Here is a 13720-nt window from a genome sequence, read left to right on the forward strand (position 1 = left end):
AAAAACGAGATTAAACAAGGGAGAATCATAATGACAGAAACTATCAAGCTTGCCGTATCATCACCCGTTCAAGTGGGCGGAAACATTCTTACTTCTGAACAGCTTGCAATCATTGCCATGGCTGCAGGCCCGGAAGGAAGCGTTGAAGTCACGCCGTTTCGACAGATTTATGTTGAAGTGCCTCTTGCGGATCAAAAACATGTTGAGGAGCAATTGGTTAAGGGCGGAATGGAGGTTTATCCGGCAGGCGCTGTCATTAAAGGCTTGATCGCCTGCCAGTTTTGCAACGGGGCAGAGGCAGCCGGATTAAATACAGCGAGAGCCCTTAACCTTGCTGTCGCGGGCATAGAAACACCGGCTCCTCTCAAAATCGGCTATGCCGGATGCGCCCTTGGGACAAGTGAACCGCTGCTTAAAGATATAAGTGTGGTGAAAATGAAAGACAGGTTCAGCATTTATGCCGGAGGAGAACCGAAAGGAATCAAGACTGCTATTGCCGAGCTCCTGATTGCCGAGCTGGAAGAAAGCCAAATCATCCCCATTATTTTACGAATCATTGATTTCTATAAATCGAACGCAAAAGGAAAAGAAAAGTTCAGCAAATTTATGCGCCGGATGACAGTTGACAGAATGCGGGACATTGCGGGTTTAACCACATTGGGAGATAATGAACTGATTGTATATTAATTTGTAACTTTTGAAGCCGCCTGCGAACCCGTTCATGTTAAAATAAAGAAAACATACTATCGAGGAAAGCGGTGGAAGCATGGGATTTACACAGCAGGAGATCATCCGTATCCGTGAGCAGTCGGGACGGATGGAGCGTGATGGTGTGATCACACCGGAAGCTCTGCAGTACATATATGATAAAAAACTGTTTCATTTGTTTGTAGCTGATGATCTGGATGGGAATATGACGCCGCTGCCTGAAGCAATCCGCATCTTTCATGAATGTTCCCGTATTGACGGCAGCTTCGGCTGGATCGTAACGATTGGTGCAGGAGGCGGATACTTTGCTCCTTTTATGACCATGGAGATCGGGCGTAGAGTATTTTCAAGGTCGGATGCGGTTATCGCGGGCAGCGGAGCACCAACGGGGGCGGCACGTAAAGTTGAGGGGGGATATAGGGTCAGCGGGCGCTGGAAGTACTGCAGCGGCTCGACCCACGCCACGACATTTACAGCGAACGCGGTGCTCGATCAGGGAGAAACCCGTCTGGATTCCGGAGAGACACCAGAGCTTGTCACATTAATCATGCAGCCTGATCAGGTTCGCATCGAAAAGGATTGGAATACCTTTGGTCTTAAAGCTACAGCAAGTCACAGTATGGTGGTGACCGATGCTTTTATACCGGATGAAATGACTTTTTCATTCACTGAATTCCGTTCCCATGAAGATGAGCAGCTGTATAGATATCCGTTTTTACCATTTGCACAGACCTCATTTGCCGGTGTAGCTATGGGGCTTGCAGATCATTTTCTCGAAGCTGCTGAAGAACTGCTTCGGGCGCGGGGGAATGAGCGCGTGCTTGCCGAGCTGGATGAGCAGAAGAAGGAGTTCGTCCATCAACAGGATGCGTTCTATATGGTATTGGACAAGTCCTGGGAAGAGCTGGAACACAAGGGTAGGTTATCACCGGAAATGGAGCTGCGTATCTCAAGTGAATGTGTCACAGCAGCTAAAGCCTCGCTTGGTTGTGGTGTGCGGCTGTTCCCAATGCTGGGATTGTCAGCATGTATGGAAGACACGGATGTGAACCGGATTTGGAGAGATTTGCAAACGGCATGTCAGCACTCGCTTTTGCGTGGATAAAATGGAAACGGCTTTGTGCCGTTTTCTTTTTTTTTATAGAGCATGGAAGATTTGCTTATTCTTTTACAAAACACAACTGTGTAATTAACGGATAAATAATACTCGGTCTATATGATGAATGGAGGCAGGAAAATATTTCATATAACCGGGAGGAGAGAGATTGATGAAATTAGCATTATTAGGAGATTTGCATTATCACGAGATTGATACGACGATTCCAGGGCTGCCTGAGGCCAAGGCAGCATTCTATCAAAATGTGCTGGAGCAGTTTCTGAATCTGGATGCGGATATGTATATTTCCCTCGGAGATCTCACCAACTATGGTCTAACATCAGAGCTTCAGGAAGTTTATGAGCTGCTGCAGCGTCATGACAAGCAGTTCATCCACGTGCTGGGCAACCATGATCTATATGGACAGTCAAGACAGGAAGTACTGGAGTTAACGGGACAACAGAGGTACCAAGTGCTGGATACGGAGCAAGCCGTCTTGGTTTTTCTTGATACGGCCAAGGAAATGGATTTCAAGGATTGGGGAGGCTGGCTGGATTTAGAACAGCTGGAGTGGCTGGAACACAGGGTCATAGAATCCAAAGAGAAACCGCTGCTCGTTTTCGGACATCATCCGGTCTACCGCACAACAGCTGGTTCCGAGAGAGACAAAGGTTCCATTCATCCAAGTATTCATATGTGGAATATTCTGAACCAGAATAAAGGAATTGGCATCTATTTCAATGGTCATACGCATATGGACTCCATTGTTCAGCAGCAAGAATGGTCGTTCGTACAGCTATCTGCATGTCTTGATCAGCCAGGCTTCCGTTTAGTGGACATCGGGGAAGAATCTATTCGTATTTCGGCAGTAGACATCACAGATGCGATCGTTCTTGAGAGCGCACCGATTCTGCACAAACATATGAATCATTTTTCACCTACGCTGAACGCCCGGGGGAAAGACGAAGACCGCGAACTGATAGTGCAGTTGTTAAAAGCGCCGATCGTTTAATACGGGCTCAGAAAACGGAGGGGAGGCAGATGAGTAACATGATGACAACCGATGATTTTTTCGCGGGTCTGGCCAGGCATAAGCGAATTGCCTCCGTTAAAGATCCAAGGCATATCGAGCTGGCACTAAAACACCGCGAACAGTTGAGCGGAATCTTTTTGCTGATGGGTCATATTGGTGTGGTAAAAGGATATGTCGACGTGTTCAAGGAACATAATCTGCCCGTTTTTATGCATTTGGAGAAAATTGGCGGTCTGAGTACAGACCATTACGGTCTTGACTACTTGGCAAAAAGCATCAAGCCGTTTGGCGTGATATCAACCAAAACCAATGTGGTGAAGAACGCGAAGAAGATGGGACTGCTTACGGTGCAGCGTTTCTTCCTTGTTGACAGCGAGGGATTGGAAAACATCGCCAAGAGCCTGTCACAAACAGAGCCAGATATCATTGAACTTATGCCTGCCCGTATTCCGGACATGATCCGCAAGGTAAAGTCATTCACATCGGTCCCTATTATTACAGGAGGCTTATTGTACGAGCATTGCCATGCAGAGGAGTGTCTAAGTCACGGTGCAACCGCAATTTCTTCCTCAAGACCTGAATTATGGGGGAAATTAGAACAAAAATTGATATAGCTTTTATATTTTGCAGGATCAGAATTAACATTTGTCCATTATCATTTTAAATGACAAGTAAATAAATTGGTTGGAGCCTTGGAGAAACCTTATCTGCTGCGGACGCTTTCGTTCCCGGTAGTTTTAAGGTTTCTTTTTGCTGCTTCCTGCCAGAATGGGTTCACACAAAAGATAGGGTGGAGGAATGGTTATGTTAAAGAAAAAGTTAACGGCTCTTACGCTTACAGCTATGATGGTGGGGGCTTTGGCAGGCTGTGGTTCAGGTGAAGGTACAGACAGCGCCAATAGCGAAGCCAAGGCTGAGGCAGCTGCGTCATCCAAAAAAATCGTTATCAGGTATTGGTACGCTTATGGAGACAAAATTGAGGAAGCCAAGCAGCATATGGTCAAGACATTCAACGAATCCCAGGACAAATATGAAGTCGTGGCCGAGCACTAGGGCAGCTATGATGATCTCCATGCTAAAGTCCAGGCTGCATTTGCCGCAGGAAACGCTCCTGCCGTATCCGATCTGGAGATTGCCTCGACGGGGGTATTCGCCCACTCCGGCATGCTGGAAGAACTGACGGCCTATGCAGAGAAAGACAAAGAGCAGCTGAAGCTGGATGATTTCATCCCTGGTCTGATGGGCAATGCTTACGTGGACGGCAAGCTGTACGGTCTGCCTTTTATGCGAAGTACTCCGATTATGTATAAAAATGTGACCATGCTTAAAAATGCTGGCCTTGATCCTGCCGGACCCAAGACATGGGAAGAGCTGGAGCAATATTCCCGTGTACTGAAGGATCAAGGCAAGGTTGGAATGACTGTACCGGTAGACATCTGGTATTACGAAGCATTGGTAGCTCAAAGCGGTGGCCAGATGCTGAGCGATGACGGCCAAAAGGCTGCTTTTAACGACGCAGCAGGTGTAGCTCCGGTGGAGCTCTGGAAGAAGCTCTCCAGCGAAGGGCTGATTAAAATGCCGGTAGGCGATGAAGCAGGAGCTACAGCGAACAAGGACTGGGCGAATCAAATATCCGCCTTCAAGTTCGGTTCGACTGCGGGCGTATCGGAAAGTCTGGAAATAGCCAAAGGCAACGGGTTTGAACTGCAAACCGCATTCATGCCTGCAAACAAGGATTATGGGGTTCCTACAGGCGGCTGTCAGCTCGTGATGACATCGAAGAGCACGGCCGAAGAGAAGGAAGCAGCTTGGGCATTTATCAAATGGATGACCTCCCAAGAAAATACGATTTACCAGCACAAACATGTCGGCTACCTACCAACGCGCACCTCAGCCGTTGAGAGTGAAGAGCTGCAGGAACATTTTAAGCAGTATCCGCAATATAAAGTTGCCGTGGATCAATTGGCATATGCAAGACCACGTCCAATGGAGAATGCTTATCCGGAGATTGCAAAAGTTCTGTCCGATGCGATACAAAAGGCAATCATTGATCCGAAGACCACTCCGCAGGATGCTCTGAATCAAGCGGCAGAGAAAGCGAACAAGCTTCTGGGCAAATAGAAAGGATACGAGATATGAAAAACAGCAGCTGGCTCGCAGAGATTAAAGTCATTATTTTCGACTTGGACGGGACGTTGTACCAGGACGATACGTTTATGGAGCGGTATTTCCGTTATTTGCTGGAAGGAACGGAGCATGAAGCAAATACGGAGTCAGAGGTGAAGACGGGGAACGCTATTTTAACTGGAGAACATCCCTTTGGCTTCGGTCATTTCTATCATTCCAGGGATCACATGATACTGAGTCGGTTAGAGGACGGCTCTTTTAAAGGCTATACCTGGGAAGGGGAAGCCACTCAATATCTGGGTAAGAAATCTGATTCCGTCCCCGCTGGGGATTTGGTCCATCTTGGTGACCCGTGGGGCATTGCAGCTGTGATCTCTCAGCGCTATAACCTGCCGGATGACAAGCTGAAGCATGCTTTCAACCGGGTACGCAGGGAGATGCTTCGTGCCCCGCATCAGTTTAGAGCTCACAGAGGATTGTTTCAAGCAATCGGTGAGCTGGATCTGAGCAAAAGAGTGCTAATGACGAATACGCACTTGGAATCGGGGATCGAATTTCTGAATCACATGCAGATTCATCATCTGTTTGAGGAAGTGCTTTGCGGGGCGGAGAAGCCGGCGGGGATGGAGAATTATCTGTCCTCCCTGCTGAAGGAAGGGTATGGTGCTCATGAAATTTTATCGATCGGAGACAATCCGTGGAATGATCTGTACCCAGTCAAGAGAATGGGCGGCCGGACCTGCTTCATATCCCCTTATGTGAGCCATGATAAGGAAACCTGGGATATACGGCTGACAACGCTCGATGAATTAGAGCAGCTCATTCGGGCAGTTCATGATAGCAAACTAAGGAGGAGAGCAACGGATGGCACAAATCCAACTGAAGCAGATCAGCAAGAAGTTTAAGGATGAAATGATCATTGAAAACTTGAATCTGGATATCAAGGACGGTTCGTTCACTGTTCTGGTCGGGCCATCGGGCTGCGGAAAGTCAACCACATTGCGTATGGTGGCTGGCCTTGAGTAGCAAACAAGCGGTGAAATCTGGATTGATGATCTATGCGTCAATGACACACCTCCTGGGTTGCGAGATGTTGCCATGGTTTTTCAAAATTATGCCCTATATCCTACCATGACAGTACGTGGAAATATTGAGTTTGGTCTTAAGAACAAACGAGTTTCAAGAAGTGAGCGTGAAAAGCTGGTAAAGGATATTTCGGAGATTGTTGGACTTGCTCCTTACCTGGATAAGAAGCCGCAGAGCCTCTCCGGAGGGCAGCCCCAGCGTGTAGCGCTCGCAAGAGCAATGGTCAAGAAACCGAAGGTGTTTATTCTCGATGAACCGTTATCCAATCTGGATGCCAAGCTGCGCAATCAGATGAGAACGGAGCTGATTCAGCTCCACAAAAGACTAGGCACCACCTTTATCTACGTTACACATGACCAGGTGGAAGCCATGTCGATGGGGGATGAAATCGTCGTGATGAACAAGGGGGTCATTCAGCAAGCAGATTCTCCCATGAGGCTATATCAGAATCCTCAGAATCTATTCACCGCCCAATTTATTGGCACTCCGGCTATGAATACGATAAAGCTTCAGGATTTGAAGGGGATGGATGTACGATCGGAAAGTCCCGTCGAATACATAGGTTTTCGCCCGGAGCAAGGACTCTTAAATCCTGACCATCAAGAAGAGGGTCTTGTTCTGCAAGGTGAGATTCTTATCCGCGAAAGCTTGGGAGCAGAGAATATTTATCAGATCCGGTCGAAGGCGGGCTTGTTTTTCGTCAAAACGTTCCTTAAGCCTCTGGAAGGAGCGAATCATGTGAAAGTAGTGGTTCCCTATGACCAGCTGTTCTATTTCGGTTCGGATGGAGACCGAGTGTATGATGTCGTCATTCCCGCCAGGGATTTGGCCGCTGGAGGCGTTCTGGTATGACCGTGTGGCATAAGCTTCGTCCTTACAGTATGGTTGCCCCAGCCATCATTATCTTTTCACTGTTTTTCATTTACCCGATATTCTACATGATTTATTTGAGTATGTTCGACTGGAACTTTGTCAGCCCCACGAAAGCATTCGTAGGCATTCAAAACTTTGTGGATCTTTTAACCGAGCCGGAATTTCGTCAGGTGCTTACGAATACGACCTTATATACCATTTTGACAGTCACGTTAACGACGGGATTATCCCTGCTGCTGGCGCTGTGGCTTAACAGAGGGAATTTCTTTTATGGAATCGTGCAGGGTGCGATATTTAGCCCGCATATTATTTCACTCGTATCCATATCGCTGCTGTGGAGCTGGCTGATGGACCCTGAATATGGCCTGCTGAACTGGGTTATCGGTCTATTCGGTTTCGGTAAGCTGCAGTGGCTGTCACACCCGAGTACATCGCTGATCTCGTTAGTTATGGTTGCCGTATGGAAAGGTCTCGGGTATAACACGCTGGTTTTTATTGCCGGTTTGCAGAGTATTCCGGCAGATATCTATGAGGCAGCTTCCCTCGACCGCTCCAGACCCTGGACAACGTTTACCAGGCTGATTATGCCCATGTTGTCGCCGACGATCTTTTTTCTTGTCATTATTAACATGATTGGATCCTTTCAGGTATTTGAAACGATCGCGATCATGACCCAAGGCGGTCCGGTGAATTCGACCAATACACTGGTGTATTACATTTATGAGTACGGCTTCCGGTTTTTCAAAATCGGGTATGCATCCGCAGCGGGTGTTATCCTGCTATGCATTGTCGGGATTCTGACTATGATCTATTTTAAACTGCTATCGAACCGGGTTCATTACCGTTAGAAAGAGGTGAGGCGAATTGAAAGCAGCAAACCGTGCAATGGAAGGGCACCCCATCGGATCTGCCGCAGGCAATCCTTTGATCGGGTTCAGATCCAAGCAAGCTTTTTTGCGAAAACTGATGACTTTTATACTAAGGCTGCTTAATTCTGCAGGGCTTTTGCTTCTGGTGTTAATTTTTGCGATGCCCTTTGTCTGGATGCTCTCTACATCGCTGAAGACGCTGCCGGAGACGATGATTTTTCCACCGGTATGGATCCCGCAGCATCCCGTATGGAGCAACTACATTGAAGCCTGGAATACGGGGCCGTTCCTGCATTATTTAACGAACAGCGTTATTATTTCCGTAAGTATACTGATCCTGCAGATGCTGACGATCATCCCGGCTTCATACGCGTTTGCAAGGTATAAGTTTATCGGATCAGGCTTTCTATTCGGCGTTGTCATGGTCACACTCATGATACCCAATCAGCTTATTTTCCTGCCTGTTTATTTGGAGCTTAGTGCCTTCAAGCTGCTGAATACACATTGGGGACTCATTTTGCCTTTTGCTTCGAGCGCTTTCGGGATCTTTCTGCTGAGGCAGGCGTTCCGGCAGATTTCGGATGAACTGCTCGAAGCGGCTAGACTGGATCAGGCGGCAGAGTGGAAAATCATTGTCCGGATCATGGTTCCTATGGTGAAGCCCGTACTCGTTACTTTCGCATTATTCAGTTTTATTGCGCATTGGAATGATTACTTCTGGCCGCTTGTCATGACTACCAATGAAGCTGCAAGGACATTGCCTATCGGTATCGCCAAGATACGCGAGGTGGAGGGCGTGGGAACCTGGAATATTTTAATGGCGGGTAATCTTATCCTTGTGACACCGATTCTGGTCGCGTTTTTCCTGTCGCAGCGCCATATTATCAAGGCTTTTGTGTACAACGGGGTGAAGTGAAATGAGTGTTTGTAAATAGCGTTTTCAGAAAAAACACATGACGCATCTGACATATGAGCGTATAATTTTCTCCATGTCTATGATCGTTACAGGGAGTGAAGTCAGATGCGTCAGCAAAATAAAACTATATTTCTTCTTGTGTTTCTTATTTTGGTATGGGGAATTAACTGGCCCTTGTCCAAGTTCGCGTTACAATATACACCACCCGTGCTATTTGCCGGACTTCGCGCCTTAATCGGCGGGTTACTGCTTGTAATCGTAGCTCTTCCGAGATATAAAAAGCTGCAGTTCCGCCGGAACTGGCCGGTATATCTCTTGTCTGCATTGCTTAGCATCGTGCTGTACTATGGCGTTCAAACCATCGGTCTGCAATATACGCCAGCCGGGTTATTCTCGGCCATCGTCTTTATGCAGCCGGTGCTGCTGGGGCTCTTTTCCTGGTTGTGGCTGGGGGAGAGCATGACAAGGCAGAAAATGCTTGGTCTGGTGATTGGTTTTGTGGGGGTGGCTACGATGAGTGCAGGCGGACTTACCGGCAATATATCCCCGGTCGGCATTGTTCTAGCGATCATTACCGCTGTTACATGGGCACTCGGAACCGTCTATGTTAAGAAGATTGGGCATCAAGTAGATTCGCTTTGGCTCACCGCGATGCAAATTACAATTGGCGGCATTATCCTGCTGGCTGTGGGTACAGGGATGGAAGATTGGTCAGCCATTGTCTGGAATACTTCTTTTATTGCGGACACGGTGTTTATCGCTATATTCGTCATCGCACTCGGCTGGTTCGTTTATTTCAAACTGATCCACGAGGGAGAAGCGAGCAAGGTGGGATCCTATACGTTTCTGATTCCACTGGTCTCCATTTTTACAAGTGTGTTGTTCCTGAATGAACAAGTATCGCTGAACCTGCTGATTGGACTCCTGTTGATTCTCGCCAGCATTCTTCTCGTGAATGTACGTTTCGGGGGAGTGAAGGATACGGAGGCTGTCTAAACAGTAAGCCTGCTTCCCAATGAAGACACATAGAATAATAACAATTTTCCAAAGGCAATTCTCTTTTCTAAGGAGGGTTGTTTTTTTGTTTAGACAACACTTGTTTGCCAAGACTAATATACAATGTGAGCTTCGTTTTGGGTTTTGAGCTATTGTGATCTCAAACGCAGCTCGAAAGGTTTCTCATCGATTTTTCATATTTTTCTTATATAATGGGACCGTAGTACTGCTGCAAAGGAGAATTATGATGAAACGGATATTAATTATAGAAGATGAAAAGAGTCTGGTCCGCTTTATTCAATTAGAGCTGGAACATGAACATTTTTATGTAAGAGGAGCTTATGACGGTAATAGCGGGCTGCAGCTGGCCTTGTCTGAAGATTGGGATTTAATATTACTGGATATTATGCTTCCTGGGTTGAATGGAGTTGAGGTATGCCGCAGAATTCGTACCATGAAGAGAACACCGGTGATCATGCTCACGGCGAGAGACCGGCTGGAGGATCGGGTATCAGGTCTGGACAGTGGGGCGGATGATTATATAGCTAAACCCTTCGATATCGAGGAACTTCTGGCCCGTATGCGCGCACTGTTCCGCCGGATCGAAATGGCGGACCGTCAAAGCCATTCGATACTAACGTTCCGGGAGGTTACGATCGATATGGATGCAAGAATAGTGACACGCAGTGGTATACCCGTTGAGCTTACCAAACGTGAGTTTGATCTTCTGGCAGTATTCATCAAGCATCCGAACCTGGTGCAGACCAGAGATATGCTGCTGGATCTGGTTTGGGGTTATGACTCAACCGTGGAGACCAATGTGGTTGATGTTTATGTGAGATATTTGAGAAATAAGCTTGATGCGCCGGGAGAAGAGAGCATTATCCAGACGGTACGCGGCATGGGATATGTGATGCGATGATGAACAGAATCATTAGAATGCTGAAGAGACTGCCTGTGATTTGGAAGCTGATGATAGGAGCGGCGCTTCTTATTTTTCTGGTGTTTGCAACGTATAATTTTGCTCAGTATCTGGTGCTGAAGCATTGGATGATGAAACAGGAACAGGATGCCGTTCATACCATGATGTCTCAGGTCCAGGAATATGTACAGGATAAAACGGACTCCGCGGAATCCTTTCAGCTGCCTGAAACGAAATCCTATATGCGAAATATGCTGGGAAAGAATCAGATGATACGCATTGTAGACCTAAACGGTACGGAGCTGTTGTCAGTCACTAACCACTTTAAGCCCGAATGGATCAAACCGGAGCAAGTGATAGAGAAGCAGCTGCAGACTGTACGGCATGAAGAAGATCATATTCTGGTATACCGAAGTCCATTCAGCACGGCGTCTGAACATGGCACACTAGAAATTGCGAGTAATTTGGAGACCTTTGACCATTTCAACACTACGTTATTGTGGGTCATGGTTATTGGAGGGGTTCTGGCAGTATGTGTAAGCGTGATTAGCGGCTGGGCTATTGCCAAGCAGTTTTTACGTCCGGTCAAGGCACTTGCAGGAACGATTCAAAATGTAAAAGAAAATGGACTACAGGAACGCGTCGTCAATATCGAAAACGGTGATGAGTTCTCCGAGCTTGCCCGTTTGTTTAATGAGCTGATGGACCAGCTGGAAATGTCGTTCCGGCAGCAAAAGCAATTCGTGGATGATGCCTCACATGAACTTCGCACCCCGCTTACGATCCTGGAAGGCCATTTGAATTTATTGAACCGCTGGGGAAAAGAAGATCCTGTCGTGCTTGATGAATCGCTTACTGCTTCCTTGCATGAAGTCCGCCGTTTAAAAAGCCTTGTGCAGGAGCTGCTAACACTGACAAGAACCGAAACCCAATCATTACCGGATCATCTGGATTATATTCAGATCGAGCCGTTTCTGGTTCAATCCGTAAAGCGGATGGAGACCCTTCACCCCGAATTTAATTTTGTCATGACATTGAGCCAGCGGGTCTTTATGGTGAAAATAAATCCGCTGCATTTGGAGCAAATCATGCTCATTTTGATTGAAAATGCCGTCAAATATTCAGGCAATGACAAACATGTACACATCGACTCCCGCATGAATAACGGCAAGATGACCATATCGGTTCAGGATCATGGAATCGGCATTCCATCGGAAGAGCTCCAGTATGTATTTGACCGTTTCTATCGGGTTGATAAAGCCCGCAACCGGGAAATCGGGGGAACAGGATTGGGTTTGTCGATCGCCAGAAACCTGGTGCAGCATTATCAGGGCGAGATCAACATGACCAGTATAGAGGATGAAGGTACTCGGGTGACGTTGACGTTTCCGGCCATAGTAAAAGACTAAGTTGAAAAAACTCAAAGAAATTCTCATTATTTTTTCATTTTTCTGCTGTAAGGTGAGAACAGCCGGTTTCAGAGGCAGATGAGAACCTACAGAAGGAGAATGAGGATGAGTATCGGTCAGATAGACTATCAGTTGTTTCATGCAATCAATGAATGGGGAAAATCGGTTTCTTTTTTAAATCCGGTCATGCAATTTTTAGCCAAAGATGCATTTTACCTGTTTTTCATTGGATTATTGGTTTATTGGTTTATAAGAAATGAGAAAAACCGCAGAATGGTAGGGGAATCTGTTATAGCAGCATGCGCTGGACTCGCAATCAGCTGGATTATTGGGCATCTTTTTTACCGGGATCGTCCTTTCGTGACGCATACAGTTCTGCAGCTGATTGACCACGCGGCTAATGCGTCCTTTCCGAGTGACCACGCGCTGGGTGCCTTTGTTATAGCAGCGGCCATTGGCATGTACCGCAAGAAGGACGGCATCGTCTGGTTGATATTGGCGGCTCTTATCGCGTTCTCTAGAGTGTGGACGGGCGTGCATTATCCAACGGATGTTCTAGGCGGAGCGCTGATTGGCATTCTGGTAGCCTCAGGCGTACATCTCGTGATGAAACATAATGGATTTGTTTCCCGCTCATTAAATGCTTGTATCGTGTTTTATGAAAAATATGAAACGAAAATCTGGCCGCGGCATACGAACAAGGACCAACAAACGACTGCACATGGGAAGTGATGGTATGTTTCGAAAACTACCGCTGGTATTATTGTTGCTTCTTTTACTTTGTTCTTGTACAAGCCTGCAGGGTGAGAGATCAAAGGATGAACAAAACCCAAGACAGAGCGAGCAGCCTTCGAAAGGTTCTTCACAGCGAGAGACTATAGCATCCAAGTCCGACAGCCAATCTGTTCAAGTGAAGAAACAGGGGGCAGCTTCTCCGGATCATGTGGTCATTGTAGTGGAAGAGAACCATTCCGAGCAAAAAATTATCGGTAATCCTACCGCTCCATATATAAACGGATTGGTCAATCAAGGCGCATATTTCACGCAGTCGTACGCCACGGATCATCCAAGCCAGCCTAACTACCTTGTACTCTTTTCAGGTTCGAACCAGGGAATACGCAGCGACTCATGCGGTCATATATTGAAGACGCCCAATTTGGCGAGCGAGCTGATTAAAGCCAAATATACATTTGGCGGATTTTCAGAGGATTTGCCTTCCACCGGTTCAACCGTTTGTACTCATAAACAGTATGGAAGAAAGCACAGTCCTTGGGTGAACTTTACCAATGTTCCAACATCGGCCAATATGACAATGGCAAGCTTTCCATCGGATTACAACAAGCTTCCGACAGTTTCGTTTGTGATTCCTAATCTGGATCATGATATGCACGACGGCACGATCAAAGCTGCTGATGACTGGTTAAAAAAGAATCTTGCTCCTTATCTGGAATGGGCTAAAACGCATAACAGCCTGTTTATCCTCACTTGGGATGAAGATGATTATGGGAGTAAAAATCATATTCCAACGATAATGGTGGGAGAACATGTTCGCCAAGCAAGTCTCAACCAAAAGATTACGCATTTAAATGTGCTCCGCATGCTGGAAGAATTATACCATTTGCCGTATCTCGGCAATAGTTCTACGGCAGAACCCATCGCGAACCTTTGGGAATAATAACGCTATC

The 13720-nt window shown here is 46.8% G+C and carries 13 protein-coding genes and 2 pseudogenes; all 15 read left to right on the forward strand.

Translation table 11 applies throughout. From position 1 onward, the window contains the following. Positions 1-30 precede the first annotated feature (30 nt). The 15 genes and pseudogenes from E6W40_RS08685 to E6W40_RS08750 all read left to right on the forward strand — a co-directional run bounded on the left by E6W40_RS08685 (position 31) and on the right by E6W40_RS08750 (position 13710). Positions 31-687, forward strand: a complete 657-nt coding sequence (locus E6W40_RS08685) for a nitrite/sulfite reductase domain-containing protein (protein ID WP_136605117.1) — start codon at positions 31-33, stop codon at positions 685-687. A 79-nt stretch (positions 688-766) separates the two neighbouring features. Next, positions 767-1813 (forward strand): acyl-CoA dehydrogenase family protein, encoded by a 1047-nt coding sequence (locus E6W40_RS08690; protein ID WP_136605118.1) that lies wholly within the window; start codon positions 767-769, stop codon positions 1811-1813. A 163-nt stretch (positions 1814-1976) separates the two neighbouring features. Beyond that, positions 1977-2816: a metallophosphoesterase family protein gene (locus E6W40_RS08695; protein WP_136605119.1), complete on the forward strand. Its 840-nt coding sequence runs from the start codon at positions 1977-1979 to the stop codon at positions 2814-2816. 29 nt (positions 2817-2845) lie between these two features. Then, a complete protein-coding gene (locus E6W40_RS08700) occupies positions 2846-3451 on the forward strand; it encodes a glycerol-3-phosphate responsive antiterminator (RefSeq protein WP_136605120.1) in 606 nt (201 codons plus the stop codon). Positions 3452-3641: 190 nt separating this feature from the next. Further along, positions 3642-3890, forward strand: coding sequence for a hypothetical protein (locus E6W40_RS29960; protein WP_246072925.1), 249 nt, complete (start codon positions 3642-3644; stop codon positions 3888-3890). 15 nt (positions 3891-3905) lie between these two features. Beyond that, positions 3906-4958, forward strand: a pseudogene (locus E6W40_RS08705) (ABC transporter substrate-binding protein); the annotation flags it as partial. A 14-nt stretch (positions 4959-4972) separates the two neighbouring features. Further along, positions 4973-5869, forward strand: coding sequence for an HAD family hydrolase (locus E6W40_RS08710; protein WP_136605121.1), 897 nt, complete (start codon positions 4973-4975; stop codon positions 5867-5869). Continuing rightward, positions 5829-6902 (forward strand): annotated as a pseudogene (locus tag E6W40_RS08715) (ABC transporter ATP-binding protein). The gene E6W40_RS08710 and the pseudogene E6W40_RS08715 overlap by 41 nt, the downstream one beginning before the upstream one ends. Continuing rightward, positions 6899-7771: a carbohydrate ABC transporter permease gene (locus E6W40_RS08720; protein WP_136605122.1), complete on the forward strand. Its 873-nt coding sequence runs from the start codon at positions 6899-6901 to the stop codon at positions 7769-7771. The pseudogene E6W40_RS08715 and the gene E6W40_RS08720 overlap by 4 nt, the downstream one beginning before the upstream one ends. A 118-nt stretch (positions 7772-7889) precedes the next feature. After that, a complete protein-coding gene (locus E6W40_RS08725; protein ID WP_136606908.1) occupies positions 7890-8708 on the forward strand; it encodes a carbohydrate ABC transporter permease in 819 nt (272 codons plus the stop codon). A 105-nt stretch (positions 8709-8813) separates the two neighbouring features. Beyond that, complete coding sequence (locus E6W40_RS08730) at positions 8814-9704, forward strand: DMT family transporter (RefSeq protein WP_136605123.1); 891 nt, start codon at positions 8814-8816, stop codon at positions 9702-9704. A 247-nt stretch (positions 9705-9951) separates the two neighbouring features. Beyond that, a complete protein-coding gene (locus E6W40_RS08735; RefSeq protein ID WP_136605124.1) occupies positions 9952-10626 on the forward strand; it encodes a response regulator transcription factor in 675 nt (224 codons plus the stop codon). After that, positions 10623-12035, forward strand: coding sequence for a HAMP domain-containing sensor histidine kinase (locus E6W40_RS08740; RefSeq protein ID WP_136605125.1), 1413 nt, complete (start codon positions 10623-10625; stop codon positions 12033-12035). The genes E6W40_RS08735 and E6W40_RS08740 overlap by 4 nt, the downstream gene beginning before the upstream one ends. 105 nt (positions 12036-12140) lie before the next feature. Continuing rightward, positions 12141-12767, forward strand: a complete 627-nt coding sequence (locus E6W40_RS08745) for an undecaprenyl-diphosphatase (RefSeq protein WP_136605126.1) — start codon at positions 12141-12143, stop codon at positions 12765-12767. 4 nt (positions 12768-12771) lie between these two features. Beyond that, positions 12772-13710 carry an alkaline phosphatase family protein gene (locus E6W40_RS08750; RefSeq protein ID WP_136605127.1) on the forward strand — a complete coding sequence of 313 codons (939 nt, stop codon included), beginning with the start codon at positions 12772-12774 and terminating at the stop codon, positions 13708-13710. Positions 13711-13720: the final 10 nt, after the last annotated feature.

The sequence above is a fragment of the Paenibacillus dokdonensis genome (assembly GCF_004916975.1).
Classification (GTDB): Bacteria; Bacillota; Bacilli; order Paenibacillales; family Paenibacillaceae; genus Paenibacillus_AQ; species Paenibacillus_AQ dokdonensis.

Coding starts and splice junctions, on each gene's coding strand:
- E6W40_RS08685 (WP_136605117.1), top strand. CDS start 31: ATGACAGAAACTATCAAGCTTGCCGTATCATCACCCGTTCAAGTGGGC.
- E6W40_RS08690 (WP_136605118.1), top strand. CDS start 767: ATGGGATTTACACAGCAGGAGATCATCCGTATCCGTGAGCAGTCGGGA.
- E6W40_RS08695 (WP_136605119.1), top strand. CDS start 1,977: ATGAAATTAGCATTATTAGGAGATTTGCATTATCACGAGATTGATACG.
- E6W40_RS08700 (WP_136605120.1), top strand. CDS start 2,846: ATGAGTAACATGATGACAACCGATGATTTTTTCGCGGGTCTGGCCAGG.
- E6W40_RS29960 (WP_246072925.1), top strand. CDS start 3,642: ATGTTAAAGAAAAAGTTAACGGCTCTTACGCTTACAGCTATGATGGTG.
- E6W40_RS08710 (WP_136605121.1), top strand. CDS start 4,973: ATGAAAAACAGCAGCTGGCTCGCAGAGATTAAAGTCATTATTTTCGAC.
- E6W40_RS08720 (WP_136605122.1), top strand. CDS start 6,899: ATGACCGTGTGGCATAAGCTTCGTCCTTACAGTATGGTTGCCCCAGCC.
- E6W40_RS08725 (WP_136606908.1), top strand. CDS start 7,890: ATGACTTTTATACTAAGGCTGCTTAATTCTGCAGGGCTTTTGCTTCTG.
- E6W40_RS08730 (WP_136605123.1), top strand. CDS start 8,814: ATGCGTCAGCAAAATAAAACTATATTTCTTCTTGTGTTTCTTATTTTG.
- E6W40_RS08735 (WP_136605124.1), top strand. CDS start 9,952: ATGAAACGGATATTAATTATAGAAGATGAAAAGAGTCTGGTCCGCTTT.
- E6W40_RS08740 (WP_136605125.1), top strand. CDS start 10,623: ATGATGAACAGAATCATTAGAATGCTGAAGAGACTGCCTGTGATTTGG.
- E6W40_RS08745 (WP_136605126.1), top strand. CDS start 12,141: ATGAGTATCGGTCAGATAGACTATCAGTTGTTTCATGCAATCAATGAA.
- E6W40_RS08750 (WP_136605127.1), top strand. CDS start 12,772: ATGTTTCGAAAACTACCGCTGGTATTATTGTTGCTTCTTTTACTTTGT.